The sequence below is a fragment of the Hahella sp. NBU794 genome, from assembly GCF_050749805.1.
In the GTDB taxonomy this organism is placed as follows: domain Bacteria; phylum Pseudomonadota; class Gammaproteobacteria; order Pseudomonadales; family Oleiphilaceae; genus Hahella.
Map to the genome: position 1 here is coordinate 4,043,485 of NZ_CP192738.1, position 25,777 is coordinate 4,069,261.

The 25,777-nt window shown below is 53.3% G+C and carries 28 protein-coding genes; 9 read left to right on the plus strand and 19 right to left on the minus strand.

All coding sequences use genetic code 11. The annotated features are described in order from the left end of the window. Positions 1 to 47: 47 nt before the first annotated feature. The 10 genes from ACQYWX_RS17660 to ACQYWX_RS17705 form a co-directional block, all read right to left on the minus strand. Positions 48 to 677, minus strand: a complete 630-nt coding sequence (locus tag ACQYWX_RS17660; RefSeq protein WP_216738734.1) for a hypothetical protein — start codon at positions 675 to 677, stop codon at positions 48 to 50. 233 nt (positions 678 to 910) lie between these two features. Next, positions 911 to 1,603 (minus strand): hypothetical protein, encoded by a 693-nt coding sequence (locus tag ACQYWX_RS17665; protein ID WP_431685784.1) that lies wholly within the window; start codon positions 1,601 to 1,603, stop codon positions 911 to 913. A gap of 323 nt (positions 1,604 to 1,926) precedes the next feature. After that, positions 1,927 to 2,157: a hypothetical protein gene (locus ACQYWX_RS17670; RefSeq protein WP_216738736.1), complete on the minus strand. Its 231-nt coding sequence runs from the start codon at positions 2,155 to 2,157 to the stop codon at positions 1,927 to 1,929. Between the two features lie 39 nt (positions 2,158 to 2,196). Then, positions 2,197 to 2,796: a hypothetical protein gene (locus ACQYWX_RS17675; protein ID WP_431685785.1), complete on the minus strand. Its 600-nt coding sequence runs from the start codon at positions 2,794 to 2,796 to the stop codon at positions 2,197 to 2,199. 169 nt (positions 2,797 to 2,965) lie between these two features. Next, positions 2,966 to 3,496 carry a GNAT family N-acetyltransferase gene (locus ACQYWX_RS17680; protein ID WP_216738738.1) on the minus strand — a complete coding sequence of 177 codons (531 nt, stop codon included), beginning with the start codon at positions 3,494 to 3,496 and terminating at the stop codon, positions 2,966 to 2,968. A gap of 163 nt (positions 3,497 to 3,659) precedes the next feature. Next, positions 3,660 to 4,265, minus strand: a complete 606-nt coding sequence (locus tag ACQYWX_RS17685; protein ID WP_431685786.1) for a YdeI/OmpD-associated family protein — start codon at positions 4,263 to 4,265, stop codon at positions 3,660 to 3,662. Positions 4,266 to 4,377: 112 nt separating this feature from the next. Next, the gene (locus tag ACQYWX_RS17690; protein ID WP_431685787.1) at positions 4,378 to 5,022 is read right to left on the minus strand and encodes a hypothetical protein; all 645 of its coding nucleotides are present in this window, start codon (positions 5,020 to 5,022) and stop codon (positions 4,378 to 4,380) included. Positions 5,023 to 5,095: 73 nt separating this feature from the next. Then, positions 5,096 to 5,506, minus strand: coding sequence for a DUF4279 domain-containing protein (locus ACQYWX_RS17695; RefSeq protein WP_431685788.1), 411 nt, complete (start codon positions 5,504 to 5,506; stop codon positions 5,096 to 5,098). 255 nt (positions 5,507 to 5,761) lie between these two features. After that, the gene (locus ACQYWX_RS17700; RefSeq protein WP_431685789.1) at positions 5,762 to 6,283 is read right to left on the minus strand and encodes a hypothetical protein; all 522 of its coding nucleotides are present in this window, start codon (positions 6,281 to 6,283) and stop codon (positions 5,762 to 5,764) included. Between the two features lie 126 nt (positions 6,284 to 6,409). Further along, positions 6,410 to 6,937 (minus strand): DUF1772 domain-containing protein, encoded by a 528-nt coding sequence (locus ACQYWX_RS17705; protein WP_216738743.1) that lies wholly within the window; start codon positions 6,935 to 6,937, stop codon positions 6,410 to 6,412. A 1,279-nt stretch (positions 6,938 to 8,216) separates the two neighbouring features. On the opposite strand from ACQYWX_RS17705, the gene ACQYWX_RS17710 reads away from it, so the two are divergent. From ACQYWX_RS17710 to ACQYWX_RS17720, 3 genes are read left to right on the plus strand one after another with little or no spacing between them, the layout of a single operon-like run. Further along, complete coding sequence (locus ACQYWX_RS17710) at positions 8,217 to 8,744, plus strand: DUF2867 domain-containing protein (RefSeq protein ID WP_279502522.1); 528 nt, start codon at positions 8,217 to 8,219, stop codon at positions 8,742 to 8,744. Between the two features lie 2 nt (positions 8,745 to 8,746). Then, positions 8,747 to 9,340, plus strand: a complete 594-nt coding sequence (locus ACQYWX_RS17715; protein WP_431685790.1) for a TetR/AcrR family transcriptional regulator — start codon at positions 8,747 to 8,749, stop codon at positions 9,338 to 9,340. A gap of 6 nt (positions 9,341 to 9,346) precedes the next feature. Continuing rightward, positions 9,347 to 9,751 (plus strand): hypothetical protein, encoded by a 405-nt coding sequence (locus tag ACQYWX_RS17720; RefSeq protein ID WP_431685791.1) that lies wholly within the window; start codon positions 9,347 to 9,349, stop codon positions 9,749 to 9,751. A 6-nt stretch (positions 9,752 to 9,757) separates the two neighbouring features. Here the strand turns inward: ACQYWX_RS17720 and ACQYWX_RS17725 are convergent, their stop codons facing one another. Beyond that, positions 9,758 to 10,531 carry an AraC family transcriptional regulator gene (locus tag ACQYWX_RS17725; RefSeq protein ID WP_431685792.1) on the minus strand — a complete coding sequence of 258 codons (774 nt, stop codon included), beginning with the start codon at positions 10,529 to 10,531 and terminating at the stop codon, positions 9,758 to 9,760. Positions 10,532 to 10,626: 95 nt separating this feature from the next. Here ACQYWX_RS17725 and ACQYWX_RS17730 point away from each other — a divergent pair, with 95 nt between their 5' ends. Continuing rightward, positions 10,627 to 11,784 (plus strand): multidrug effflux MFS transporter, encoded by a 1,158-nt coding sequence (locus tag ACQYWX_RS17730; RefSeq protein ID WP_431685793.1) that lies wholly within the window; start codon positions 10,627 to 10,629, stop codon positions 11,782 to 11,784. A 65-nt stretch (positions 11,785 to 11,849) separates the two neighbouring features. Here the strand turns inward: ACQYWX_RS17730 and ACQYWX_RS17735 are convergent, their stop codons facing one another. The 4 genes from ACQYWX_RS17735 to ACQYWX_RS17750 all read right to left on the minus strand — a co-directional run bounded on the left by ACQYWX_RS17735 (position 11,850) and on the right by ACQYWX_RS17750 (position 13,627). Continuing rightward, positions 11,850 to 12,092, minus strand: coding sequence for a hypothetical protein (locus tag ACQYWX_RS17735; RefSeq protein ID WP_216738750.1), 243 nt, complete (start codon positions 12,090 to 12,092; stop codon positions 11,850 to 11,852). Between the two features lie 40 nt (positions 12,093 to 12,132). After that, entirely contained in the window at positions 12,133 to 12,900 is a 768-nt protein-coding gene (locus tag ACQYWX_RS17740; RefSeq protein ID WP_216738751.1) for a substrate-binding periplasmic protein, read from the minus strand. A gap of 158 nt (positions 12,901 to 13,058) precedes the next feature. Then, complete coding sequence (locus ACQYWX_RS17745) at positions 13,059 to 13,487, minus strand: hypothetical protein (RefSeq protein WP_216738752.1); 429 nt, start codon at positions 13,485 to 13,487, stop codon at positions 13,059 to 13,061. A 17-nt stretch (positions 13,488 to 13,504) separates the two neighbouring features. Beyond that, the gene (locus ACQYWX_RS17750) at positions 13,505 to 13,627 is read right to left on the minus strand and encodes a hypothetical protein (protein WP_431685794.1); all 123 of its coding nucleotides are present in this window, start codon (positions 13,625 to 13,627) and stop codon (positions 13,505 to 13,507) included. Positions 13,628 to 13,847: 220 nt separating this feature from the next. On the opposite strand from ACQYWX_RS17750, the gene ACQYWX_RS17755 reads away from it, so the two are divergent. From ACQYWX_RS17755 to ACQYWX_RS17770, 4 genes are all read left to right on the plus strand, one after another. Beyond that, positions 13,848 to 14,081: a YgaP family membrane protein gene (locus ACQYWX_RS17755; RefSeq protein WP_216738754.1), complete on the plus strand. Its 234-nt coding sequence runs from the start codon at positions 13,848 to 13,850 to the stop codon at positions 14,079 to 14,081. Between the two features lie 21 nt (positions 14,082 to 14,102). Continuing rightward, a complete protein-coding gene (locus ACQYWX_RS17760) occupies positions 14,103 to 16,025 on the plus strand; it encodes a putative bifunctional diguanylate cyclase/phosphodiesterase (protein WP_431685795.1) in 1,923 nt (640 codons plus the stop codon). A gap of 194 nt (positions 16,026 to 16,219) precedes the next feature. After that, positions 16,220 to 17,284 carry a substrate-binding domain-containing protein gene (locus ACQYWX_RS17765; protein ID WP_431685796.1) on the plus strand — a complete coding sequence of 355 codons (1,065 nt, stop codon included), beginning with the start codon at positions 16,220 to 16,222 and terminating at the stop codon, positions 17,282 to 17,284. Between the two features lie 47 nt (positions 17,285 to 17,331). Further along, the gene (locus ACQYWX_RS17770; protein ID WP_431689519.1) at positions 17,332 to 18,231 is read left to right on the plus strand and encodes a phytanoyl-CoA dioxygenase family protein; all 900 of its coding nucleotides are present in this window, start codon (positions 17,332 to 17,334) and stop codon (positions 18,229 to 18,231) included. Here the strand turns inward: ACQYWX_RS17770 and ACQYWX_RS17775 are convergent. After that, complete coding sequence (locus tag ACQYWX_RS17775; protein ID WP_216738759.1) at positions 18,161 to 18,511, minus strand: hypothetical protein; 351 nt, start codon at positions 18,509 to 18,511, stop codon at positions 18,161 to 18,163. The two genes, ACQYWX_RS17770 and ACQYWX_RS17775, sit on opposite strands and share 71 nt — an antisense overlap. 260 nt (positions 18,512 to 18,771) lie before the next feature. On the opposite strand from ACQYWX_RS17775, the gene ACQYWX_RS17780 reads away from it, so the two are divergent. After that, complete coding sequence (locus ACQYWX_RS17780; RefSeq protein WP_431685797.1) at positions 18,772 to 20,292, plus strand: zinc-dependent metalloprotease family protein; 1,521 nt, start codon at positions 18,772 to 18,774, stop codon at positions 20,290 to 20,292. An 84-nt stretch (positions 20,293 to 20,376) separates the two neighbouring features. Here the strand turns inward: ACQYWX_RS17780 and ACQYWX_RS17785 are convergent, their stop codons facing one another. From ACQYWX_RS17785 to ACQYWX_RS17795, 3 genes are read right to left on the minus strand one after another with little or no spacing between them, the layout of a single operon-like run. Further along, the gene (locus ACQYWX_RS17785; protein ID WP_431685798.1) at positions 20,377 to 24,114 is read right to left on the minus strand and encodes a CHASE domain-containing protein; all 3,738 of its coding nucleotides are present in this window, start codon (positions 24,112 to 24,114) and stop codon (positions 20,377 to 20,379) included. A gap of 57 nt (positions 24,115 to 24,171) precedes the next feature. Further along, positions 24,172 to 24,786: an Hpt domain-containing protein gene (locus ACQYWX_RS17790; RefSeq protein WP_279502553.1), complete on the minus strand. Its 615-nt coding sequence runs from the start codon at positions 24,784 to 24,786 to the stop codon at positions 24,172 to 24,174. 49 nt (positions 24,787 to 24,835) lie between these two features. Beyond that, positions 24,836 to 25,774 (minus strand): diguanylate cyclase, encoded by a 939-nt coding sequence (locus tag ACQYWX_RS17795; RefSeq protein ID WP_431685799.1) that lies wholly within the window; start codon positions 25,772 to 25,774, stop codon positions 24,836 to 24,838. Positions 25,775 to 25,777 lie beyond the last annotated feature (3 nt).

A 25,777-nucleotide genomic window follows, 5' to 3' on the forward strand; every position in this document is an offset into this window, starting at 1 on the left:
GGCCTCATCTCCATTAATCTTGGGGGGGTGAGGCCTGGCATGGAGGGCTAGCTGACAGCCTCGACTCTTTCGCTCCAGAACTCTGGCAGTTCTATTTCAAATCCCCCTTCATCATCCAACTCGCAATTAAAAACCCCTTTTTGCAAGCCTGATTTCAAGTTACTGAGGTGCTCGCTGAGGCTCGGCGCGAAAGAGCTAACGCCGTAGTCCTCCGTCACAATAACGATCTCTGTTTCCTGATTGTCTTTGAAGAATAACGCCATGTAATAGCCATCCCCATCAAATAGAGGCAAAAGCCGCTTTAGGTCGTCCACCAAGACCTCATCATCCACCTCTCCTTCGAGATCATTGAGTAGCGACAACTCACTTCCCTCCTCTAAGATCCACTCCTTATTAAACTCGTAATTGGCTAAGAACTGGCAGCCATGTTTAGTCTGAGGATTTTTATACATGTCAGAAATTGCTTTCACGGGAATAGGATCGTATCCCATAAACAGCAATGCAGAGTCTTCGGGCAAGCCATCAGCATTTATTAGCAAAGCAACGATTTCTGATGGCAGCTTTCTTCTGATTACACCCTCGATCCCCTGCACCAGGGCGAGGGCTTCAGCATTCCATGCATGATCTGTTTGCAATGCCTTTTGAGCCTGATCAATACCTTCGTAAATGTCTTCCACTCTGCCAGCCTCCCTTCACCAAATAACAAACTAAGCCCGTGTAGTGTATCCCCATATAATTTAGCAGAGATTCAAAAAGCCCATTACTGAGAGCGTCGCTTAAAACATGCCTTGAGAAGGCCGCGTACAGCGGGCGCTGTCCCACGCCAAGCATCATGTACCACCGGCGACTCTTGGAAGAGATGGTAAGGGAATGGTTTCCTGCGTTGAGCTATGGGTGTCAGGGGAAACTTTCAGTCCTCATCCCCGTTATTCTGAGAGTGAAACGTCGCGCTTTCGCATTCTGCGATCGCTTTGTACGCGTATTTCAATGTACTTTCTTTTGATGAGGATTCCGGCTCTGCGCGACGCCATTCATCGATAAACTCTCTGGCGGCGGCGAGATCTTCAAAATAGAGACTGCGACGAAACAGTGTCATCAGGTGCTCATCAGATTGTTTTTGAGGGTGGTCCAGCACCTGTCTGTTCCACCAGCTCTCCATTCTGCCTTTATCGAAGAAATCTATAATTTCTTCGTGCAAGTCAGGGTAGTGCTCAAGCACATAACTTTCTGTATTTTCTCCAAGCGCCACATACATGTATTCTCTATCGAATCCACAAGCCGTATCGAAGTTAGCGAATTTAGCGTCATAAAAAAGCGGAATGTCGCCGGGTCGTTTGAAGCTGGCCAGTAAATAGGCTCCCAAGGGCAGCGCTTCCCCTATTCCTTGATAATCATCATTCTCACGCGCAAGTATCTCTTGCTCGAAAAGAAACCGAACCAGCGTCTCATCGCTATTCTTAAGATCATATTGAAGCGCCAGCATGGCTGCGTATCTTGGCTTCTCATTAAGGTCGTAAGAATCTCCTTCCGCAGAAGTCCCTTCCGCGTATGCGAGGTCGCTCCAACGCTTTTCATTATGTCTGTAGATATCAATATCAAGCATATGTTCTTCCGTCAGCCTTATAATTCCTGACTCAAATCGTCTTTTACAGGGGTGTTACTGAATGCCTCCAGCAACCGCTATGTCACATCAACACTGAAACAATTACAGGCGCAGCTAAACATAACAATCTTTGGCTTCTGAGGCGTTTGGCCTTTTCTGCGGGCTTGCGAGTTGGCGATATCGATTGTCCGTCGAATCTCGGAAATATTGTCCCGAGACAAACGTCGGCCGCGACCATGAACGGGACAACGCTCTCTTTCACCACTGCTGTCTTTTTTGCCGGACATTTATCTACCTTTTTTCAGAAACCTTTTAGCGCCAGTTTAATAACCATACTTTTCCCGCCGAATTTTCTTCGCGTGTTTCTCATTGCCGCGTTTGTAGTTTCCGGTGAGTCTGGCCATCAGTTGTTGCATGTCTCCGAATGAGGCGCTGTCCGCCTCTTCGGCGAATTGGCGTGCTTTGTCGCCACGCAGCGTCGTGGCTTTCCTGCCGTGATGATAGATAGTGACTTCGTTGTCTTTGACAATATAAGTAAAGTTGAGGTCTTCCATTGTTATTCTTCTCTGTGTTGCGAGGAACCGGGCGGCAATCTAGCTGCGCACTTTCACCAGCTTCACCAGTCTGGCGCTGAAAAGTTTGCCCCAGACTTTTTTGTATAGCAAAGCGGGGATCACGAGAATCAGGTGAATGATGATAGAGAGCAGTGCGTACAGGACAAAGGGGATCATCTTCAACGCAATCCAGCCGTCGCTGCAGCGGCAGTTAACAAACTCATTGCGCAGTTGCGCGATGTCGTTCAGCTCGCCGCTATCGATGCGACGGCGCACTTTGGGACAGTATAGATTGCGGCTTTTACAGCCCAGCAGATACGCCTTGAATACCCGTCGCGGGCTGACCGCCAAGGCGGTGGAAATGGCGATCAGGTTCATGAACATCAGAATGGGATGCAGCATGCTGCCCGTCCCTAACTCCCAGGCGCTGACCTCGCCTTCGCCGACTTGCGAGGCGCCATAGCCGGTAATCACATGATGCAGATCGTGGTACTTGATGTACTTGCGGCGCGTCTCTACGTTCGGCAAAGGAACCAGCAGACAGCCTACGAAAACTTCAACAAAAGCCGGCCGTTTACCGGTTTCGAGTTCAAAACCGCTTTCTATGTAGAAGGCGTTCAAGGCTTGTTCGATATTCATAGAACCCACAGACAGCATTTACTGCAAAACAGGTGTTGAACGACGCGCCCATTCACTCCCAACTTGCCGACAAAGAGGAAACCCATCCAGGCTGGGGAAGCTGCGCAAACTCAGTTCAGCAGTATAGCCGGAGCCATGGGGAAATAACGACGATTTTTAGTGAACGCGCTTATCCCCAACGCCGCAAAAATTCCTCTTTTGTCAGCTCGAAGTATTTGCAGGCCACGCCTTCAAATTCGCTGTCGCGGATATACTTAAAGCCCAGTTTCTCCATCACATTGATGGAACCCTGGTTTTCGATATGGGCGGTTGCGGTCAGCATGTCCAGTTCGGGGTCTTCGAATGCGTATTGAGCGAGCCTGATCGCTGCTTCGGTTGCGTAGCCTTTGCCCCAGGCTCTGCGCACAAGACGCCAGCCCATCTCCAGCTCAGGGCCAACGGCGTCGAGAGGGATGTAGGAAACCCAGCCCAGCAGTTCATCAGGGTTGTCTTTGGCGAAGATTGACCAATAACCGCAGCGCTCGCCAAAGTCGCCATTGATGCGCGAGAGAAGGAAGTCTACGTGCGCTTTCGATCCGTCATAAACGCCCGGGATATAGCGAGTGACTTCCGGGTCTTTATCCATGGCGATACAGGCCTCAACATCCTGCAGTCCCCGGGGTCTGAGAATCAGCCTTTCCGTTTCAAATATCTGCGCCATGAACTATTACTCCTTTCACACTTCAACTAACTGTGGACGTGAGCTAAATAATACAGTCTTTTGCGCTTTACTCTATTGAATTTGTGGGGAAATTTTGTGATTTCAAAGGCTGGCCGCCGCATCAACCGGTAATACACGACGGCCGGTTTCCTGCGTTCACCTACTAACGGTCATTAAGTCCTTTGCCGTCCATAATCTGCTGCATGTGCCTGGCGACTCGTGAGGCGCGGGTTTTGGATTGTTTGGGCGAGGAAAAATGCAGGAGGTAGCCTCGCTGCCGTCCTGGCGTCAGGGCATTGAAAGCCTCTTTAAAGGCGGGGATTTCATCCAGTTTTGCCTGCAGCTCTTCGGGAATAGCGTAGTCTTCCATGGTCTTAAAATCCACTTTCAGGCCCGCGTTTTCCACTTCCACCGCCTCGTGGATATACGCCTTGATCACGGCCTCCATATCGGCGATGTCCTCGGCTTTGGTAAAGGGAATCCGGCGCGCGCTTTGGGTGTTTTCGCCCGGTTTCTCCAGCACGGATCTGGGGTCTTTCAGTAAGGCGCCTTTGGGGAACAGTATGGCGCAGAAATCCTTGAACCCCTGCAGAATGACGATGTTGTTTTGCTGCGAGGTATAGCAGGGTTTCCCCCATTTCAACTCTTCCACCAGCTCACAATCGAGGGCCATGCGCCGCAGCAAAGCCAACTCATCGCTCCAGCGTTCGGTTCTATCCAGAAAACTATCGACCTTGGGATTACTGCTTTGCTTAACGTTAAGGCTCATGGGAACTCCTTGTTATATTTGAGGGAAAAACCGCCACGCTGACCACGCCTCACAAGGGAGACTCTGTTACTTCCTTCACGTCAGCGCGCTATCGAACACATAGACTGCATAGTCATTTTTCGTAGACTAATACATCCGCCGCCTCGGGATAACCCCTTTCGCGTCCCCAAATTTCCACCTTGGCGGCAAAGCTGTTGAGAACTCGCTTCGCCTCTTCCAGCGCGTCGCAGAGAGACTGTCGGGAAACTCTGTAACTCAGGGGCGCGGGCATTTCGAAGGGCTCCCTATCCTCAATACATTGGATCTCCACCTCGACAGAATCGGAAATCGCCTGGGGACAGGGATGCCCTTCCAGACAAAAAGGCTCCGCAAACGCCTCGGGTCTCGTAAGCGCCTCCCAGAAGGTTATATCGGCAAGCATGCCGCAGCACTGAGGAATCAATATTGGCGTAGCGCCTTCCATCAAAACCAATCCGCCGAACAGCCCACAGGACTCTTGTAACGGAGTATCTCCGAGGTGCAGATCAATCGCCAAAGCGACATCCGTCTGCGTCAGATCGGCAACGGGATACCTTCGTGAACCAAGGGGAAATGAACGTAGATCGCTAAAGCCCATACGCCGATTGAGCCGCCTCAGATAAGCATCCCAAGATTCCGGCTCCGCTTGCCAGGAACCATTCGGCGCCGCCCCCTCCGCCTCTTTGACTTCTGCTGGATACAGAATTTCGATAACTGGAATGAGGGCGATTTTATTCATGATGTCATTCTGCAGTTAGGCGAGCCTAGAGCTAAGGGAGAAAAGCAACGGTCCGTCTGCATGCTGACTCGTCTCAATCTGGACGAATCACAATGACAGAGACACTAAACGGAACTTCCAGCGCCTGAAAGATCGTGAGACTCTGATACGGCACATCAAAACCTGCATGATCGCAATCAGAGCGATAACCGCAAAAAATATCCACTTTTAGCTTTTCCTTAAGCGCTTTTATGTTCTCAACATTAGCGCTAACTGTCGCCCATAATGAGTCCAGGTGCTCAGCAAGTGGTTTATGCTCATCAATCTCGGGCTTATAAATCCATACGTCCCGTTCAAACGGCTTACTTCGTGGTGAGCGTTTATCGCCTTTCTTATGTGAGTAAGTTGGCTTTACTCCTACAACCTTTGTGATTTCATCGAAATGCTCAATATCTCCGATGATTCTCAATGAGACCATGTAGCAAAAATAATAATCTTCTTCCATAGCAGCTTTAAATTATTGGCAGTGAGGGGTTTGTCGCCTTCGGGTATTGAATAAGGCAGGTGTCTTTGAGTCAACTCTCTGGGAGGCCCTTCGACAGGCTCAGGGCGAACGGTGGATAAGGGCATCACACAGTTGAAAGTTGGCCACAGAAATCTTCCATGATTATCATGTGTCGGAATAGCGGATTCATATCCGCTGAATGCCTTCAATCGGGAAAGAAGTTGTCGCCCATGCTCGAAAGACTGAATGCTCTACTTATAGTGAAAGCACTTTACCCATAATTCTTACTTCTTTAACCGAATCCGCCGGTATATCGAAGTGGAAGCGCTGCTTTCTGCCTGCATTGCTGGGAATGGTGACGTCCATGGGGTTATCGCCCGCTCTGGCAAGATTGGTGGCATAACCATCGGCGTCAATGGCAATAATGTTTTCGGAATCTTTCAGGTTGATAATGCGTACGGGGTTGTCGTTGGCATTCTTGAAACCGAGTTCGATATAGGAACCATTGTCCCCTTCTTTGTTGACGGACAGCAGTTCGACGCTCAGGTTCTTCTCCAGATCGGCGCCGTTATCAACGATGATCGCCCCATCCTGGCTTTGCCCTGTTTTTCTGCCCTCATCGACGCCTTCGTCCGCGCCTTCCAATAAATCCTTGCCAAATTTGACGATACCGGACACAACGGATTTGGTTGCGTCCGTGACTGTATTTTCTTTCGTTTCTTCCGCGTGGGAAAGCGAGCTCAGCGCCAGTAAAGAGATAACCAGTAACTTTTTCATTCTTCTTCCAGGATTAGTAATAGCTCTAAAAAATCATCATTCTATGTAACATTAAGTAAATTACCAGACCAAGACGCATGCATCCATAAGCATGGCTGTTCAAGCAACCCCTTAAGCTGATCGATATTACGAGGACTTCGCCACTGCGCTTTGCTGGAAGGTTCTCATCACCAATGCGCAAATGCAGAACAGGAACGGCAGGAAAGAGGTCGCCACCCGTATGGCGTTGGCGTCATTCCAGCTGTTTCGGGTCTCCATCCAGTCGGCAGGCAAGCTGGTGGGATTCCAGGATTCAGTGTAGTAATTCAAAGGCAGATTGACTTGTTTGGTGAATATGATGACGCCTCCGATATAGGTCGCAGCCGCCAGCATAATAAGCCAGAACGACAGTGTTTTACGTTGTCGCAGATTCGCCGCTAATGCAATGATTGAAAACAGGCCGCCGCCAAAAAAGAAAGCAAAAAACATGGGATGCCGGACATTTTGATTAAACAGAGACTGCACCCGCGCATAGGTCTCGCCATCCACCTGCATCATCGCCAGATTCACATTGAAAGTATAAGTCCAGAAAAACCCCGCCATAACGCCAAACACCAGCGTAGCCAGACCCAGGGTTCCGTTTTCAAGGAGGGTGAAGGGATGTTTGTTTTGCATTTGACGCTCTCCCTCAATCTTTCGTTCGGTACGGAGAATCTCTCATCATAGCCAGCCAATAGCACTGGCTCACAAGAGTCACTGTCGAATAGTATTCGGCTAAAGTGACGACTCTGAGTTGGAAGATAGCCTTCTAATTCCATTCAGAAATCAGAAGCCCAACTCCAATGACTGCCTGTGCAATATTTCATGAATGAAGTACAGAGTAAAGACGTTCACTTTGGCTTATACGGACATGGTGGAAGATGCTTTAAGGAGATCAAAGCCTGACAGTCAACGTCTTGAAATGGTTACGTAATGCTCGTCTGTGTTTCCGTCCTCGCCATTCCAGCTCACACAAAGACTAAAGTCTTTTTTTACCGCATAGAGATGCCATCGGTTCGAACAATCACACCTATTGATATACGAAATATATTCCTTAAGACTGCTCTCAAATAACTGAGATCGCTTGCCAAACTCAGAGTAGATATAGCACTCATCAAATAGCGTATCGTCAAATTCGCTGACTTCAATCCAGTCAGTCTGATTCTTCAAGTTGAGCCAGACTGGACCATGAGTGCTCGGCTTTTTTCTTTCAAACTTAACTCTGAATATATCAATAAATTCTTGATAGAAATTCCTGCACTTTTCATCGGAAAGCGGCTCTCCGAATGTAAATGGTATATCCATGTTTTCTCAATCTCGATGAATAACAAATTCAGACCAATCAGAGACTAGATGGAGCACGTCGCAGTTTCAGCTAAAGCGTTATTAGCGAATCCACACTACAAGACTCAAATTTCGAACGCCAATAGCGAGTGTTTTGGTCCCAGCTGGCGCGGATGATATTAGAATCGTCCAAATGTTGCATCCATGACCAGTACAGACGCCCTTTCACTTCATATGTGAAACGAATGACGGGCGCAAAACGATAGCGTTACGAAGTCACTTCACTTGACCTTTATTTCAACTCCGTTCGCCCTGAGCCTGTCGAAGGGCTTTCCAGAGCGTTTGAAAGTAGCATATCCCCTTCCCCATCAACACTATCCAAGGTCTGCAAGATTTTTATCTCGCTTCCGGCATTGTTAATTAAGGGCCAGTGTCTTTGCGTTAACTCTCTGAGAGGCCCTTCGACAGGCTCAGGGCGAACGGTGGATAAAGACAGGACATGGTTGATTTATCGCTCCAGGTTATCCAGCCGCCAGCCTCCTCTTTACGTCACCCTCTTTACGCCACTGCTTTTTCGCAATATCATCCATACCATACCTAACGGTATGTTTTAAAAATTCAGGAGGACGCCATGTCAGGTTTTAAGCTTTTTCGCGTTTCCGCTGTACCGATTCCTACCGATGACTATCTCGGCCAACGCGCCGCACGTCCCTATTTTCGCGACGCGCTTGCCGCGCCAGTCTCCAATAAGTCGTTGACGCCCGGACAATTGCAGAATGCTATTTTCACGGTAATGCCTCTGTGGGTGCAGGCGTTGATGGCGCTGCGCAATAGAATTGTCGGCGTGTTGGGGTTTGAGGTTGGGCGGACATTTACGGATGATCGCAGTGTCTTCCCTCCCCGCGACCTCCAGGTTGGCGACGCAGTAGCGTTCATGCACGTTATCCATGCTGACGCCAGCGAAGTCGTCAGCTTTACGGAAGACAAGCATATGCAGTTTTATCTGTCCGTCTCCAAACAAGGCGAACAGGTGGTGGTCTCCACACTGGTGAACCTGAAGACGCTCACGGGACGCCTGTATATGGCGATGATCAAGCCCTTTCACTGGCTGATCGCCCGGGTAGTCATTCATAACGCGGTCAAAGATGGACGCATCTAATCATGGTCAGCAAGAAAGTCAGAGCCCCGCTTCCCGCAAAATCCAAGCAGTTGTCGAAAACGGATTGGTTGGAGTTTGCGCTTAAACAACTGGTGAACAAAGGCCCGGACAGCCTGAAGATCATGCCGTTGTGTGAGGCGTTGAAGGTCACCAAGGGCTCTTTCTATCACCACTTCGAGAATCGCCAGGACTTCAACGACGCCTTGATGAGTCACTGGTACGAGCGCATGACCATGGAGTTCATTAAACAAGCGGACGCCGCCGGCGCGCCTCTGGAACGGCTGAAAAAACTCGATCAGGTCATTGCCGCACACAATATCGAAGCGGAAATGCATATCCGCGCCTGGGCGTTGAAAGACGTCCAAATCGCTGAACACCTGGTGAAGATTGACAACCAACGACAGCAATATCTTAAACAGTGCTATGTGGATCTGGGCGCTGAAGACCGCCTCGCCGGGGAACTCGCTCAAATCGCCTACGGCCTGTTCCTCGGACTGCAACAAATTCATCCCAAACCCGGTATTGAAACCGCATTACACCTGGCGGCGATGGTTAGCGGGAAGTTTGTCTCCACTATCGGGTCGCAGGAAGGCTAAGCATCCATGGCTGACAAAAGCCTTGAAGCCCAGCTTCACGCTACCGATTGGCGGCAGTATTCTGGACCCGACCTCTATGCGCCGGACAAAGTAATTGCGTCATTGCTTGCTCTCATTGAGCTACATGATCAAAACGCCTCGAAAGCAGTCGGCGAGACAGTATTGAACACCCTCGGGAATAACCATCAGGGCGTTTATTATCCTGTGGTGCTTGCCGCGCTGGACCTTCTAATCAGCATGGCGGAAGCCGCGGATCAGCCTGTCAGAATGCGCTGCGCACGCGCCCTATTGAATGACCTGTATTATTTCGAGCCGGAGCTGGGATATTACGACGGCTGTTCCAATGAGGAACTGAAACGCTTCGTATGCACAAAACTACAGCCCTACTCCGACGCAGAATTTTCACGCTGATCGTTCTTATCCCCGCCGTACATACTGATAGGGCGTCTGTCCAGTGTGTTGGCGGAAGAAGCTGATGAAGGCGCTGTCGCTGGAGAATTCCAGGGCGTAGGCGACGTCGTTGACGCTCAGGCCTTCGGATAGTTTTTCGATGGATTTGAGCAGTCGCCACTGCTGGCGCCAGGACTGATAGGACATGCCCGTCTCTTTGTTGAAAAGTCGGGTGATGGTTTTACTACTGGCGCCGACACGGTTCGCAAGCTGGTTCAAGGGGTCTGGCAATGCGTCCGGGTGATTCAGGCTCGACAGCCAGCCGGACAGGCGTTTATCCCGCGGTAACGGCAGTTGCAGCGCTTCCGTTTTCGCCAGGCTGAGTTCTTCGCAAAACAGCGCGCGCGTATTGCGCTGCTTATCTTCGGAAATATCCCAGGGCCAGAACGCCATTCGTTCTATCAACTCACGCATGAGTCCGCTAACGCAAAAAATACTGATACGGCCGGGCAGTGGCCCATTGCGGGATAAGTCGAAATACAGCGAGCGATAAGCAACCACGTTGGTCATTCTGACGCAGTGCGGGGTGTTGGCCGGAATCCAGGCGGCGCGGGTCGGCGGCAGCACGCAGTGCATAGTATCCAGCGTGATGTTCATACATCCCTTGGGAGCGTACAACAACTGCGCTTTTTTATGGTGGTGCATGCCCGAATCATGGCTGCCCACCTCCGCCGCCACACCGATGACAGCGTTATGCAGTTGGTCTGCGTCGAACTGGGCTTCTCCGTCTATTAGCGCCATCTGTCTCTATCTTGTGGTTTTATGATCCGGTTATGTTATTTGACCACAACTTCCGTCCCTAAAATAGCCGCCTTTATGTGCTCATTGGAGGAAGTATGACATCGCACAAACCGGCGACAGGACTGCTGTTCACCTTGTTGATGTTCCCACAGATTGCGGAAACCATTTATAGCCCGGCGCTGACAGATATCGCCCATCACTTCGCCACGCCCGAACACGCCGCGGCGCAGACGCTTTCCATTTACTTTATCGCCTTCGCCCTGGGAGTGGGATTCTGGGGCGGCATGGCTGATCGCATCGGCCGTCGCCCCGCCATGCTTTGCGGGCTGGGCCTGTACAGCCTCAGCGCTGCGGCGGCGCTGATCGTGGATCAGTTCGAAACGCTGTTGTTCGTGCGCGCCCTGAGCGCCTTTGGCGCGGCGGTCGGGTCAGTGGTGACGCAGACCATGTTGCGCGACGCCTACCGTGGAGCCGACCTGGCGAAGATGTTCGCCGTCATGGGACTGGGTATGGCGATCAGCCCTGTGCTGGGATTTTTCGCCGGCGGACTATTAACGGCGTTCGGCGGCTATCTGAGCGTATTTATCGGCTTATTCGTCATGTCGACAGCGTTGCTGGGACTCAGTGCCAGACAATTGCCGGAAACCCGCCCGTCTACATTGAACGCGGCAACATTCAAAACCCTGGCGTCACAGCTGGTGCGGGATGGACACGTCTTGCGCCATATGGCCCTGGTGGCCCTGTTCAACCTCATGCTGTTTTCATACTACTCCCTGGCTCCGTTTATATTCGAGTCACTGGGATATTCCTCCGTCGAGTTCGGCTACAGCGGCGTCATCCTGGCTATCGGTTCGCTGACGGGCAGCCTGCTAAACCAAGCGGGATTAAAGCGCGGCATGCCCCCGACGCAACTGATCCGCGCCGGCATAGGCATGGCGATGCTGGGCGGCCTGGGCGTCCTGCTGACTCAACAAAGCCTTTGGTTCCTGGCGCCGATGTCCTTGAGCCTGATGAGCTACAGCATCGCTATCCCCAACATTCTCAGTCAGGCGCTGGTGCGTTATCGGGCGAACGCCGGCGCGGCGGGGGCGCTGTTTGGGTTGGCTTATTATCTGTTACTGGGTATTGGATTAATTGCTTCCGGATGGCTGCAAAACCTTGGCGCCGTGATCCTGAGCGCCGCCACAGGCTGTCTGCTACTATGTGCATGGGCGGCGACGCCACAGCCCGATATGGCGGAAAACAGTGTCTGAGGTCTCAGGCTTTAATGGCGGGCCAACACAAGGAGAGAATGCGCAAGCCGAAACTATTTCTGGGATTACCAGGAGTAGTCATATTGGAGGAATTCGCCAGTTTCCGGATCGACATATCTAAGAAAGCTGATATTGCGGTCCGCCATTCTCTCGCTTTTCAAGCCGAGGTCCCTAGCGCTGGTTTTGAACTCTTCCACCAGGTACGCTTGCTCGCCCCGCGTGACATTCCAGACGCTGTTCCCCTCTCTGATTTCATTGTCGAGCAATTGGTTCAGCTTGGCTGATCTGAATCTGAAGTCGCTATGCATTCTGTTTCCTCTTCACTTCTTTGCGGCTGGCGGGGTTATGTTATTGAATATCCGGCGGCACCGTCAGGTCATACTTGGCGACAATGGCGTCGAACTCGCCGCTCTCCTTCAGTCTTAGCAATTCCTTGTCGAAACGATCGCGCAAAGCCGTCAAATCTCGCGCCTTGGAAAAGGCGATAAAGCTGGGCAGGCGCTCCACTTCCAGCGGCAATCGGGAGATATGCTTGTTGAAGCCGGTCTTCTTCAGCTCCCAGTCCGCGACGTAAATGTTGCTGATCAGAATATCAATCCGACCCAGCATCAGTTTCTTGAAGTTCTGTTCGATATCTTCGACTCGCTGCACTCTCAGTTGATTGCGCATTTGATCAAACACCGCGCCATAGCTGATGGTGGAGACCACGCCGAATTGCTTGTCCTGCAGCGCGAGCAAGTCGCCATTGAAGTTTATGGGGGAGTCTTTCCTGGCGTACAACGCGATAACCTGGGGAATCAGCACCACATTGGAGTAATCCAGAAACTGCTCTCGCTCCGGGGTTTTGTAGGCGGTGAATATGGCGTCCGCATCCCCTTTACGCACCCGGTCCAATGAGCGGCTCCAGGGATGCACGTCTATGCTCACCTGCAACCCTAACGCCGCCATAATACGATGCACCACTTCTACGGCGACGCCTGTAGGTTCGCCATTCTCCCCAGTAAATTCCAGCGGAGGAAACTCCAAGGTGACAAAACGATACGCCCTCTCTTCAGCCCAGGCGCTTTGACAAGCGATCCCCCAGGCAAACAGAAACAACAGTATCGTTTTAAACATGCAGCCGACATTCTCTAGAGTTTTATTCGTTGATTAAGAGTAGCTTAGGGCGATAGCGCACTCAACCGATGGCGAACCATAACGCGCCGGAACCTGGCCCGCAGCAAACAAACCACTTAAGATTGCTTGATCTTTAACTATTGATACGCCGGTGGCGATTACGAGCCCATCAGCAACTGGATATAGCTCACCCCATCCTTTGTTCCAACTATTTCAAAGTCTTCCAGATAGACATGGTGGTAATCGCCGGTGGTGTGAATCATCTGGTTCGCTGACTTGGCCAGATCCAGCCAGGTTGGATTTTGCAAGGGTTTGCTCTGGTAGCCCGTTCCCTCTCCCCAGAACGCATCATGAGGCTGCACGACTATCACTTGTCCCTCTACGGCCACTTCGTGCAGATTATTAACCGGCATCCCTTTGGCGTCTTCTCCATAGGCGCTGTAAATCACCACGCACTCTTCCGGTATGTCAACGCAGACCTGATTGGCGATGGCGTCCATTTTCGCAACCCATTCATCATCCTGAGCATCCGCGCGGGCGATATCGCCCCATAACAACAACGCCAGACAGACTATTCCTATCTTCATGTGTTAAGCGCCTCTATTTAGGTAGTAATTCGGAAGGCGGGGCCGTATTGGCTTGGGCTCCAACCTTGATCCAATGCAGTTTTGATGAGTTTCGCCACGTACGCAGGGGCGATGCGGCTTTTCTTTTTCTGCATCGTCATGTTGTCGCCCTATCTACTCAATCCTGCTGACTCAACCTCGCGTTATTAAACAACAGATTGACAAAGGCCCCAACAGATTTCAGGCGGAGACGGCCATTTCTCCGATGCTCCTCAGGGCGCGCAGGACAAGGCTGTTCGGGACATTGCCCTAAATTCAGGCTGCTATACTTGGCCTTATAGGCATTTTGTGTTCAACCAACCAGCATCAAGGGAGGCGGCCATGAAAGCGCTGAAGAAGAACCTAAGCTCATTGGATCGCACCCTGCGTGGCGTCATTGGCGTTGTCGTAACGGGGGCGGGCGTGTTTGGCGGAGAGTATATTGGCGAGCCGATTGTGCAGGCGATCCTGATTGCTTTTGGCGTATTAAATCTGATCTCTCTCGCCACCGGTTGGTGCGTCGTTTATCAAATCGCCCATATCAGCACCCTGAAACCACCGGCGGAGCAGTCCTGACGTCGCCGGGAGCATTTATCAATGGACGCGCAGGCGCTCCAGGTCGACCCAAGACTCAGATCCCATCTGCTGCTGGCCACTTTGAGTCTCGCCATTTTCGTCTCCACCGTTTTTGTGGTGGTCGCCTATCGCATCGCGTCAGATCTTGGCGTTAATTCCGAACTGAAAGCCGCCGAAATCAATGTCGCCTTACTCAGTGCGCAAACCGACCTCGCCAATAGTGAGAGCGAGCTTGAATCCCTGTTGGCGCCGAGCGGGCATTACATCGAAGAATTGCAGGTTAAAGAAAATATCGGGGTTCTGGTAAGAAACGACTCAGACTTCGTCGTCTTTTCCAGCGGAGTAGCTCAATCCACAATAGAGGCGGTTACCGCCCTGCTCGGCGAAGAAGCGACCGGCTCAGGTCTGATCGAGCTGGAGGGGGAAACCTACCTGTGGGCGGCGATCAAGAGCCATCATAACAAGCAGAATTACTCCCTGTGGGTGCAGGAAACGTCTTCTCTGGACACGCTTCTGCACTATATCGCCACACGCTTGACCGTGACGTCGTTTCTGACCTTTTGGGTGGCGGTATGGGGCGCGTTGATTCTATCCGGCATCATCACCAAGCGTATTGAGAAACACAATGAGGCCCTCGCCTACATGGCCTCGCACGACCACCTGACGGACCTGCCCAGCCGCCGTTATGTGTTTGAACAAATGTCGGCGCATATCGAAAAGGCCCGTGGCGCAGACGACTGCAGCCACTGCGGCGCCCTGCTGCTGTTGGACCTGGACCAGTTCAAGGAAATCAACGACACGCTTGGACACTCTTATGGCGACGAAATATTGAAGAAAATAAGTCGTCGCTGGCGGGATGCGCTGCCCTCTTCCCATATCCTGGCCCGCACCGGCGGCGACGAATTCGTGGTCTGGACAGCGAACCTGAATACTGACAACGCGGCGAAAATCGCCACTCCGCTCATTGAAGCCTGCCAACGTCCCTTCGAGGTCAGCGGCATGTTGCTGAATGTGGACGTCAGCATCGGCGCCGCCTACTTCCCCAAAGACGGCGACACCATCGAAGAGTTAATGAAGAATGCGGACATCGCCATGTATCACGCGAAAAGAAAACGCTCCCGGCTGGAAGTGTACGCCGCCGCCGACAACCCCTACACCGAATTACGCGTGCGGTTGTCGGGAGAGGTCGCCCAGGCGCTCAGCGAACAGCAATTCGTGCTCCATTACCAGCCTAAAGTGCACTTGCAGACCTGTCAGGTCACCGGCGCCGAGGCGCTGGTCAGGTGGAACCATCCACGGGAGGGCCTTATCTATCCCGGAGCGTTCATCGAACTGATAGAGCATAGCGACTATATTCACGCCTTCAGCCGGTACGTGCTGAGCCACGCCATTCAGCAGATTCAGAAGTGGCGCGAGCAGGGCCTTGAAGTCTCCGTCGCCGTGAATCTGTCCCCCTACAATCTGCTGGATCGCAGCATGACGGCTTTCATTCGCGAGCAACTGGATCACTATGGCGTTACGCCGGAGATGCTGGAAATCGAACTCACGGAAACCGCCACCATGATTGATATCCAGACCACACAGGCTGTGTTCAAATCCTTCCGCGAGCTGGGCGTGAAGTTATCATTGGATGACTTCGGGGTAGGCATGAGTTCGCTGTCCTACATCAAGAACCTGGAGCTTGACTGCATCAAGCTGGACCGCAGCTTCGTATTGAACATGCTGAGCGATCCCTGTGATAAAGCCATTGTCCAGACGATGCTCGACTTGTGCGCGAACCTCGGTTATCAGGCGGTCGCAGAAGGCGTTGAAACCCAGGAACTGGCGGATCTATTGACCAATCTGGGATGCGCCTACGGTCAGGGGTACTTTTTCGCCAAGCCCATGCCGGCGGACCAGTTTATCAGATTTATGCTGGACTCCCCCAAACGACGCTCCGCCTGAGACGGCATAGCGTCTCCTCTTACGTCTCCAATGATGAAAGTCGAGCCGTTCTACGCCTTGGCGTAGCTCACGCCGACGGTTCAACCTCATTTCGTTCAGGCTCTTTACGCATCCTCTGCTATATAATTAATCGAGAAGTCGTTTTACTCTCGGACAACCCTAAACTTTGCAGTTAATCCGCAACACGGACACCCATGCGTTATTTGCTACCAGTTATCGCCTTGCTGCTGACGGCCTGCTGCGTTCAGGCCGAGAGTCATGCGGCCAACGCCTCCTCTGTGACCTGGAACGGGCCAACCACGGGTCCTGCAGCGCAGCGGAACAAAAATATTGTGTTCGTGTCCCAGGATTCCAATAACGGCGGCATTTCCAGTCTATATCGGCATTTCCAGCTGGCGGCGCAACAGCTCGGTTGGAAGCTGGAATATATCGACAGCAAGAACAATTTACATAGCGCCAAGTCCGCCTTATTGCAGGCGGGCCACGCCAATGCCGACGCCATTGTGCTGGGCGGGGTTTCTCTCTCCAGCCTTCGGGATGAAGCGCGCATCGTCAAGCGCAAAGGCATCATCCTGGTGGGCTGGCATGCGGCGGCGGAACCAGGGCCAACTGAGGAGCTGTTTAACAACATCGCCACCCCGTCCTTCGCTGTCGCGCAAATGGCGGCGCAATACGTGGTGCAGCATAGCGAAGGCAAAGTGGGCGTGGTGATTTTCAACGACGCGCGCTTTGAGGTGGCCAACGCCAAAACCGAAAGCATGCGCAAAATCATCTCACAATGCGATCGCTGCCGCGTGTTGTCCATTGAGAACATCAGCCTTGGACAGACGGTGACGGAAATCCCCAAAGCCGTGGACCGGCTGGTGACGGAATACGGCGCCGCCTGGACCCACAGCCTGGCGATCAACGACCTTTATTTCGACTCCATCAGCTTCCCGCTGCGCAAACACAACCGCACGGATATTCGTAATATTTCCGCCGGAGACGGCTCCTTTCAAGCGTTGAACCGCATTCGTAGCGGCCTGTCCACTCAGGTGGCGACGGTGGCGGAGCCCGCCGGCGTACAGGGCTGGCAACTGGCGGACGAACTCAACCGCGCTTTCGCTGGCGCGCCTCCCAGCGGCTATGTGACTGAGCCGCTGCTGATCACTTACGAGAGCGTGCATAAAACCGATATCTACAACCTCGGCGGCGATATTCCCTACCGGGAGTGGTACGAAAAAATCTGGTTCGGCGCGCCGCTTCCCTCCACGCAGTAAAGAGTTGTCAGCCTTCTATATCCGTTCACTGACAGGGAGACGCCGTGATGAGGGAGATAACCGCACAATTTGACCGTGACGGCTATGTCCATATCCCCGCCTTCTTAACGTCCGATTTAATTCATCGTTATAACGCGAGACTGACGCAAGTGATGCAGGACTGCGCGCAGGCGCCGGTACAACATGTGGCGTTCTGCGGCGCTCAGGCGCTGTTTCGCGTTAATGAGCTGCTGCGCTATTTCGGCGCGCATACGCTATACATCCTGGGCATGCCTGCGCTACAGCGCCTGACTCAGACCCTGTGCGAAGACGAAGTGGTCTGCACGTATGAGTCGATGTTGGTGCGCTCGGCCGCCAACGCCACCCGGGTTGACTGGCATCGGGATATGAATCATCAGCAGAATGGTCGGATCTTTACCTTGGGAATTTATCTCGACGCCGCGCTGGCGGAAGAGGACGCGTTGCAGGTTTTGCCGGGTCATCATCTATCCGACGCCGCCATTTCCACATTAACGTCAATGTTAGCCGGCAAAATGATGACGCCGTTACGGCTCCCCACCCGACCGGGAGACCTGTTGCTCCATGACGTCAGGTTGCCCCACGCGTCTCCGCCAGTGGTCAGCGAGCGCATGCGCAAGACTTTGTACTTTGAGTTCCGCCCTGTGCGGCTGCTGCAAAACGCTAATCCGCATTGGCTGACGCAGCGTCGACGCCTGAACGACATCGCCCAGCGCCTGTATGCGCGCCTTCATGATAAGGATGAATCAGAGTGGTCGTTAACTCAGCAGGAAACAGACTGGCTGGAGGTCTTATATCAACATAGGCAACTGCTGGAGGGGGCGGAATATGCGTCTAATTCAGGATCGCAGGCCAGCCTTAAAAAGCCACCAGTGAGGACAGAAAGAAAACAATCACGCCCAGAATCAGCAACTCCGCCAGACCGATAATAACGCCGTACAGTATGCGCAGCGAACCAGGCAGTTTGCTGACGAACTTTCTGTCGTACATCCAATGACTCGCCTCAATGGCTCCCAGCAGCGGCAACCCCATCAATACAGCGCCGATCCAGAATGTCATCGAAGGATATTCAACGGGCCCATTCACTAACCAGAGACCCAGTCCAGTCAGGAAACTCATAACGAGGCATAGAACGAGCGTGAATGCGCTGACGCCCCTTTTTCCATAAGGGTTCGCGTCTTTCAGACTCCAGGAGTCCTCTTTGTTCATTTTTCTAATTTTCCATAATGCGGATTCGAAATAGCAGGCCATATCATAGGAGCTAACGTCCTTGTTGAGAACCTAAAGATAACAAATTATCTTATTTTTCATTTAAATTTCATAAAAATCAGCCATTTGCATCTCCCTTTTAACCTAAGCCGCGTTCGCTCTTCGTCGTAAGTACATATGAGGACTTAAACGTTTTAGATCGTTTGCGTATATTGCCCGCCCTTTTTAAATACAACTATTACTTGTGTGCTTTTAAAACAATGATTCAATTAAGAAAAACACTGGCTATCGCTGTAGGCTCCTGTTTATCCCAGTTTACCTGGGCGGCCCCCACCCACAGCGTGGACGTTATGGTGGTTTACAGCGCTCAAGCGCAAGATGAGTACATCAGCAACGGCGAAGAAATCCAGCAAAAGATCGCCGACTACGTGGCTTTCACAAACCAGGCTTTCGTTAACAGCAAGGTGGATATCCAGCTAAATCTGGTCCATAGCGAAGTGATCTCCGACGCCACACTCAGCGTGGACAATCAGGACATCAGCGATTCTCTGGCATCCTTGCAGCAAAACCGTTACGTCCGTGAACTACGCGGTCGCTATCAGGCCGACCTGGTAATGATGCTGTACGATCAAAATAATACTCGGTCAGACACCTGCGGCGTTACCGCTCCAGGCGTGCTATTGGCCAATAAAGGCGTCTTCTCCGTAAGCAATATCGATAGCGCTTACGGACTGATTGATGTGGACCCGAGTTGCGCCATTGATAATAATGGCGACAGCATCACCCCTTATCATTTTGCGCACGAACTGGGCCATCTGTTTGGATTGGGGCACGGCTTGCCCACAGAGCAAACAGAGTTCGTCAGCATTCAGACGAGGCTGGAAGAGATATTCCAGGCGCTGGATGGCGAAGGCTTCTACAACAACCGTCCAGCATTGCCATTCGCCACGCTTTCCACACTTGAGGAAGCCGTCGAAGCGCAGGTATATCCTCTGCAACATGCTTTTGCTTTCGGTTATGGCGGCCCGACCAACAGCGAAGTTTCCACCATCATGGCCTACCCTCACGATCATGATTACGCGCCATGGGTTCCCTATTTCTCCACGCCAGACGTTAAGGCTTGCCGGAATGGCGGCGCGACTTGCCAGGAATCCGAAAAAGTGGCGATCGGCGGTAATCTTGGTAACGGCCTGCAAGCCAACAACGCCCTCGCGTTGAATCTGGCGGCGCAGCAGGTCGCCAATTTCTGTAAGAACGATCTGCAGCTCGCAGGGGCCAAGGGAACGCCGATGCAGTTTGCCGTGGGCGCGCCCAAAGCGGGCTGGCACCTGGACAACCTTGAAATTGACTTCTCAGACAATAAACCGGGGGCGGTCTATCCCTGGATTGAGGGCGAGGACGAACTCTCTGTCGTCGAGGTGGATATCAACGGTAAACTGACCAATGTGCTGCAAGTGGAGAACGCCGCCAACCTTCCTACGGCAGGCGTTAACCTGACCTGCGATCTGAAGCCCGGCGACGTTTACCAACTGAAGGCGAAGGTCAAAGGCCTGGAAGACGGCGCAGCGACGCTGTGGCTCTACTATGAGACCCTGAGCGGCGCGAAAGAATGGTTTGAAGTGAGCAGACAAACCGTCACCGCCAGCGACTGGACCACACTGGAAGCCGCGGTGCAAATGCCGGACGACCTGACTCACGTACAAGCGGTGATTTACGGCGTAGATCAAGCCAAGGGCTTTATGCTGAAATCACTGGAAGTGTCTGAGGATCGGGCGCTTTAATGTCTTACGCCCATCAGAACCTTTCTGGTGGGCGCTTTCTTGCTCTTGCGCTTATTCTTGTTCTTGCTCTTACGACCACCCTCTCTAAGGCGACAAAGTGGTAGACGCCTCCTGTTCTACCTGCCGCAACATTTCTAGGCAATGACCGTAGGCCGCGTCAAAGTCCAGTTGATTGATATCTTCTTCCAATACGCTAAAAGCCACCGGCAGTTGCTGGCGATAAACGGCGTTCAACTCCGTAAATAGCTTCAATGCATTCATATTGGACAACTTGACCAACTGCGCCAGTTCCCTCAGCCCGGCTTTCAGTCCATCAAGCGTCTGATTGGCGGAGATAAGCTCATCCTCTGGCGTCTTAGGGTTCAGCAGGGGAACGATTTGATTCAGCAGGTGATACGTACGCTCAAATTCCGCCCGGATATACGCCACGGCATTCTGCTCCGGCATCCATTCGTCGCCTCCACGCAATCCCCGCTCCTGCGCCCCGGCGGCTTCCGCCAATGTTGGCGCGCCTACCGCGCCCGCCAGTCCTTTTATCGTATGCAGTATATCCGCTGCGCGCCGCGTATCCCCTCGGGACAACAGGTCAGGCAGCTCCTTCAGCATCGCGCTGACATCGCGAATAAAGCCCTGCGTGGCGTTGCTGTAGGCGACGGTATCCTGCCCAAATCGCCGCAACGCATCCCACAGTTTCAAGCCTTGCGCATCCGCCAGCGATAACGCCGGTTGTAAGTGCGGCGGGGCACCCGATATCGAAGTCATCCTTGAGTTCGCTGCAGAAGCGGGTGATGCAACCACTTTTGCGCGCTCCTCAGGCTGAGTGTGCTTCAGAATTACAGTAACGAGGTCGCTCAGATCAAAAGGCTTGCCGACATGGTCGTTCATGCCGGCGGCCAGGCAGCTTTCCCGATCCGCCGGCATTGCGTTGGCGGTCATCGCGACGACAGGCAGATCCTTGAACGCGGCATGGTCGCGAATCTCACGGGTGGCGGAGTAGCCATCCATATCCGGCATTTGAATGTCCATCAGCACCAGATCGTAAGGCGGCGACGCTTTCTTCACCGCAGTTACGCCAGCAAATCCTCCGTTTGCGATATCGACCAGCGCGCCGCAACCACTCAACAGCTCGCGCGCCACCTGTTGATTGGTCAGATTGTCCTCCACCACCAGGATACGCAATCCCTTCAATTGAGCGTCCGCCTGCGCGGAGCTGCGATTGATCTGTAGCCGTTGTCGATAGCCGGCGCGTGCGTCAGTCACTGCTTCCGATAACATGGCGGCGGTGATGGGCTTCACCAGATAGCCATCCAGCAGGCCCGCTTCCCCCTCACGCGGGTAGGATAAAATTTCCCTGTCCTGGGTCGTCACCATCATGATGAGCGGCATTTTAATGCCCATCAGGACCCGGCGAATGCGCCGAATGCTCTCCCAGCCGTCCAATCCCGGCATGCGCCAGTCCATCATCACGACATCATAGTCGGCGTTCGTCTCCCTGGCGGCCTTCACCATGGCGATCGCCTCTTCGCCGGAGGCAGCCCCTTCTCCATGCCAAGAGAGATGTTTGACGATATTGCAGTGGATGTCCCGCGCGCATTGATTGTCATCGACGACCAGCACCTTCAGCGGCCCCTGGAGCGCTGGCTCCGGTTTCCGCGCCACTTCGTCAGAGCAGGTCAGGCGCACAGTGAAATAGAACTCACTGCCCTCGCCGAGCGCGCTTTCCAGTTGCAGTTCGCCGTCCATCATGCGAATGAGGCGTTGGCAGATCGCCAATCCCAGTCCGGAGCCGCCATAGCGTCTGGAGGTAGAGGCTTCCGCCTGAGAAAAGCCATCGAAGATATGTTTTTGTTGCGCTGCGGAAATACCGATGCCGGTGTCGCGCACGCTGAAATAAAGCCACAGATGTGTGGCTTCCATCTTGTGCAACCTGATGGTCAGCACCACCTCGCCGGACTCCGTGAACTTGATGGCGTTGCCCGCCAGGTTGATCAGAATCTGTTTCAAGCGCAGGGAATCCCCCACCACTTGTTCCGGTAGCGCGGGATCGATATCGAACAACACCTCCACATTCTTCTTGCCCAGACTGGCGGACAACAGCACGCCCACTTCCTGCACCAGTTTTTCCAGATAAAAAGGATGCAGATCCAACTCCAGCTTGCCCGCCTCCACCTTGGAAAAGTCCAGTATGTCGTTGAGAATGCCCAGCAGCGTGCGTGCGGCGGATTCGGTTTTGTGAATGTAGTCGGACTGCCGCACGGTCAGATCCGTTTGTTGCACCAGCTGCAGCATGCCCAGAATGGCGTTCATGGGAGTGCGGATTTCATGGCTCATATTGGCGACAAAATCTGACTTGGCGCGACTGGCGGATTCCGCCGCTTCCTTGGCCTGGCGTAATTGCTCGGTGCGTTCGGCGACCTTCCGCTCCAGGTTAACGTTAAGCAGCTGCACCTGGGTTTCAATGGCTTTTTGTTCCGTGATGTCGCGAATCGTGGTGGCGGCGCCGACGATCCGGTTATTGGCGCCTTTGATCGGAAAAACGGTAACGGACACGTCAAAATGACTCCCGTCCGCGCGACTGCGAATCGTATGAAAGTTAGGCACTACTTCGCCCTGAGTCACCCGCTCCATGATGTCTTTTTCTTCTTCGCGGCAATTGGGCGGCACGATCAGACTCATCAGCGTTTTTCCGATAGCCTCCTCCGCGGGAAAGCCCAGCATGGATTCCGCGCCCTGGTTCCAGTTCGTAATTTCACCTTCCAGAGTGACGCCGATAATGGCGTCGTTGGAGCTTTCCACGATGGCCGCCATACGCGAGCGCTCCAGACCGATATGCACCTTGCGCTGCAGGTTGACCAAAAAGATATAGAACAGTCCGGTCATCAACACAGAGATCAGCGCCAGGGTGAGCGCCACCTGAACTGGCGACAGCAAATGCAGACTCTCGACAAACGCCGGCAGCGCCTTGATGCGCATGCGCCAGGTGCGTTGGTACAGATCCAGATTGATGACGGTCTCCAATCCGTCTGCGGCGGGTCGATCAAAACCGGCGGAGGTGTAGAAAACATCCTCCGCGCCGGATTCAGGCGCGTCAGTCAGAGAAAAAGCGAAGGCCTCGCCATGGAAATCCATATCCTGCAACACTTCGTCCGTCACCAGCGGCGTATAGGCCCAGCCGAAGGTTTCCCGCTCTCTTTCCTCCACCGTGGCGGGAAACAGGTCAGTACGATAGATCGGAATCAACAATAGAAAACTGCGCTGCTGCTTTCCTGACGCCTGCACCAGGGTAATGGGTCCTGACAGCGTAGCCTGGCCGCTGCGCATCGCCGCCAGCGCCGCTTCGCGTCGAGTGGCTTCAGAGCCAATATCCAGGCCCACCGCCTGCAAATTATGTTGCTCCGGCTCCACAAAACGCACCACAAAACGCTCTGCGTCGTTCACCTTAATTTGCTTTATAGCAAAGTCGCCGCCCCGCTCCCGCCGCGCCATCTCCACAAAGGCCGCTTCCTGCTCCGGAGTGACCCGTTGAATCAGTCCATACCCCCTGGAGCCGGGGAACTCCCGCTCCTGCTCACGAGAGTGGGAATATTCAAGGAATTTGCGATAGCTGACGTTTTCACGGCCGCCGCCGATGATGGCGCCGCGGGCGCCGCGCAGGCCATATTCGTATATCTGCATGCGCAACTGCACCTGACTGGCGACGCGATTAGCCAGCATATCCAGTCGCGCTCTGGCCTCACTCTGATTCATCTTGGCCCGGCGCACGCCTTCCTCCAAGGCCAGTAGTACGCCTACCGCCAGCAACCCCCAAAGAAACCATCTCATACGTCCAAGCATCATTGTCTCCGTCCGCGCTACTGGACTTGGCGTTCTCTTGCCGCGTCAGGCATGGCCGTTCTCATGCATCAGCGCATCCAGCTCATCCAAAACCTCGTCGAATTGAAGATTGGCCACTTTTTCGCGGATGGATTCGAACTGAGCAGCGCCGCACAGGGTCTGCAAAGAGGAGCGAATACGGTCGAAATAATCCAGCGCCTCCATATTGCTGCCCTCCAGCAGCTCGCGCCAATGTTGCAGCATATCCAGGTCCAGCTCGACATTAATCGGGCAACCCGAGGACGGCGGGAACTGTTGGGACCACTCCATCAACTCTTTCAGCATGGCGTCCATCCGACGCTCCAACGCGTTCAGCAGGCGGCTTTTGTCCGTATCCTGGTCGGCCCGTATGCTTTCCTCCAATTCGCCGGCGCACTCCGCCACCTTCTCAGCGCCCAGGGTGCCCATGGAGCCCCGCAGCGTATGCGCCAGACGCAGCGCCTCCGTCATGCTCCCTTCAGCCATGGCCTTGCGAATATTCGTCACCGGTTGTTTGCCGCGGCCTAACACCTGACACACCAGTTCACGCACATGATTACCCAAAGAGCCTTCCTGTTGACCCGCCAGCAGTAACTTGGAGTAATCCAACGTGCTTTGTTTCGGCTTTATCCCATCCTTCACTTTCGCGCCTCACCTCGCCATTTCATCTTCTATTTTTTCAGGTCCCCATTTAAAGCATCCGTTGTTCCTCTGCGTTATCTTCAGCGCAGTGGACACGCCCTCTTCCCGCCTGTTTCGCCGCGTACAGCTGCTGATCCGCCTCTTTGATCAAGTCCACAATCTCGATATGCCGGATCGGATAGATCTCCGCCACGCCAATGCTGACAGTCACCACATCGGCGATTTCCGAAGCCTGGTGTTCGATGCCCAGCGCTCTGATGGAAGCCTCTAGTTCGCGACCCAACTGACATGCGCCGGCGATTTTCGTTTCCGGTAATATGCAGGCGAACTCCTCGCCCCCATAGCGGGCCGGGAGATCGTCAGGACGCTGCAATACCTGTTTCATACAGCCCGCCACCATCTTCAGACATTCGTCGCCAGCGATATGACCGTAGCGGTCGTTGAACTTTTTAAAATAGTCTACGTCCAGCATCATCAGGCTTAATGGGTGGCCATTGCGTTTACAGCGACGCCACTCTCGTTCCAGACGTTCATCAAAAAAACGTCGGTTGGCGACGCCGGTCAGCCCATCCAGAAACACCAGTTGCCGCAGAAGATCCGCCTGAAACTTAAGCGTCAGGTGAGCGCGCACCCGGTTACGCACCGTGGCGGGGTTAATCGGTTTGGTGATGAAATCGACGCCGCCGGCGTCCCAGCAGGCGTCCTGCTCTTCCGGCGTGTTGTGGGCGGTGACGAAAATGATCGGGATGTCTTTGGTTTCTGGAGAGAGCTTCAATTGACGGCACACCTCCAACCCGTCGGTATCCGGCATAATGACATCCAGCAGAATCAGGTCAGGAATGTCTTTCTTGCAGAATTCCAGCGCCTGCGCGCCGTTAGTCGCCATGAAGACGTCATGCTCGCCTGCGAATAATCGATAGATCGCCTGGATGTTAATCGGCTGGTCATCCACCACCAGAATACGCGCCCGTTTTTTTTCAATCTGCATTGG

What these genes read in the sequence shown, in the direction of transcription:
- ACQYWX_RS17665 (WP_431685784.1), bottom strand. Translation starts at nt 1,603, where the DNA reads ATGCTTGATATTGATATCTACAGACATAATGAAAAGCGTTGGAGCGAC.
- ACQYWX_RS17670 (WP_216738736.1), bottom strand. Translation starts at nt 2,157, where the DNA reads ATGGAAGACCTCAACTTTACTTATATTGTCAAAGACAACGAAGTCACT.
- ACQYWX_RS17675 (WP_431685785.1), bottom strand. Translation starts at nt 2,796, where the DNA reads ATGAATATCGAACAAGCCTTGAACGCCTTCTACATAGAAAGCGGTTTT.
- ACQYWX_RS17680 (WP_216738738.1), bottom strand. Translation starts at nt 3,496, where the DNA reads ATGGCGCAGATATTTGAAACGGAAAGGCTGATTCTCAGACCCCGGGGA.
- ACQYWX_RS17685 (WP_431685786.1), bottom strand. Translation starts at nt 4,265, where the DNA reads ATGAGCCTTAACGTTAAGCAAAGCAGTAATCCCAAGGTCGATAGTTTT.
- ACQYWX_RS17690 (WP_431685787.1), bottom strand. Translation starts at nt 5,022, where the DNA reads ATGAATAAAATCGCCCTCATTCCAGTTATCGAAATTCTGTATCCAGCA.
- ACQYWX_RS17695 (WP_431685788.1), bottom strand. Translation starts at nt 5,506, where the DNA reads ATGGAAGAAGATTATTATTTTTGCTACATGGTCTCATTGAGAATCATC.
- ACQYWX_RS17700 (WP_431685789.1), bottom strand. Translation starts at nt 6,283, where the DNA reads ATGAAAAAGTTACTGGTTATCTCTTTACTGGCGCTGAGCTCGCTTTCC.
- ACQYWX_RS17705 (WP_216738743.1), bottom strand. Translation starts at nt 6,937, where the DNA reads ATGCAAAACAAACATCCCTTCACCCTCCTTGAAAACGGAACCCTGGGT.
- ACQYWX_RS17710 (WP_279502522.1), top strand. Translation starts at nt 8,217, where the DNA reads ATGTCAGGTTTTAAGCTTTTTCGCGTTTCCGCTGTACCGATTCCTACC.
- ACQYWX_RS17715 (WP_431685790.1), top strand. Translation starts at nt 8,747, where the DNA reads ATGGTCAGCAAGAAAGTCAGAGCCCCGCTTCCCGCAAAATCCAAGCAG.
- ACQYWX_RS17720 (WP_431685791.1), top strand. Translation starts at nt 9,347, where the DNA reads ATGGCTGACAAAAGCCTTGAAGCCCAGCTTCACGCTACCGATTGGCGG.
- ACQYWX_RS17725 (WP_431685792.1), bottom strand. Translation starts at nt 10,531, where the DNA reads ATGGCGCTAATAGACGGAGAAGCCCAGTTCGACGCAGACCAACTGCAT.
- ACQYWX_RS17730 (WP_431685793.1), top strand. Translation starts at nt 10,627, where the DNA reads ATGACATCGCACAAACCGGCGACAGGACTGCTGTTCACCTTGTTGATG.
- ACQYWX_RS17735 (WP_216738750.1), bottom strand. Translation starts at nt 12,092, where the DNA reads ATGCATAGCGACTTCAGATTCAGATCAGCCAAGCTGAACCAATTGCTC.
- ACQYWX_RS17740 (WP_216738751.1), bottom strand. Translation starts at nt 12,900, where the DNA reads ATGTTTAAAACGATACTGTTGTTTCTGTTTGCCTGGGGGATCGCTTGT.
- ACQYWX_RS17745 (WP_216738752.1), bottom strand. Translation starts at nt 13,487, where the DNA reads ATGAAGATAGGAATAGTCTGTCTGGCGTTGTTGTTATGGGGCGATATC.
- ACQYWX_RS17750 (WP_431685794.1), bottom strand. Translation starts at nt 13,627, where the DNA reads ATGACGATGCAGAAAAAGAAAAGCCGCATCGCCCCTGCGTACGTGGCG.
- ACQYWX_RS17755 (WP_216738754.1), top strand. Translation starts at nt 13,848, where the DNA reads ATGAAAGCGCTGAAGAAGAACCTAAGCTCATTGGATCGCACCCTGCGT.
- ACQYWX_RS17760 (WP_431685795.1), top strand. Translation starts at nt 14,103, where the DNA reads ATGGACGCGCAGGCGCTCCAGGTCGACCCAAGACTCAGATCCCATCTG.
- ACQYWX_RS17765 (WP_431685796.1), top strand. Translation starts at nt 16,220, where the DNA reads ATGCGTTATTTGCTACCAGTTATCGCCTTGCTGCTGACGGCCTGCTGC.
- ACQYWX_RS17770 (WP_431689519.1), top strand. Translation starts at nt 17,332, where the DNA reads ATGAGGGAGATAACCGCACAATTTGACCGTGACGGCTATGTCCATATC.
- ACQYWX_RS17775 (WP_216738759.1), bottom strand. Translation starts at nt 18,511, where the DNA reads ATGAACAAAGAGGACTCCTGGAGTCTGAAAGACGCGAACCCTTATGGA.
- ACQYWX_RS17780 (WP_431685797.1), top strand. Translation starts at nt 18,772, where the DNA reads ATGATTCAATTAAGAAAAACACTGGCTATCGCTGTAGGCTCCTGTTTA.
- ACQYWX_RS17785 (WP_431685798.1), bottom strand. Translation starts at nt 24,114, where the DNA reads ATGAGATGGTTTCTTTGGGGGTTGCTGGCGGTAGGCGTACTACTGGCC.
- ACQYWX_RS17795 (WP_431685799.1), bottom strand. Translation starts at nt 25,774, where the DNA reads ATGCAGATTGAAAAAAAACGGGCGCGTATTCTGGTGGTGGATGACCAG.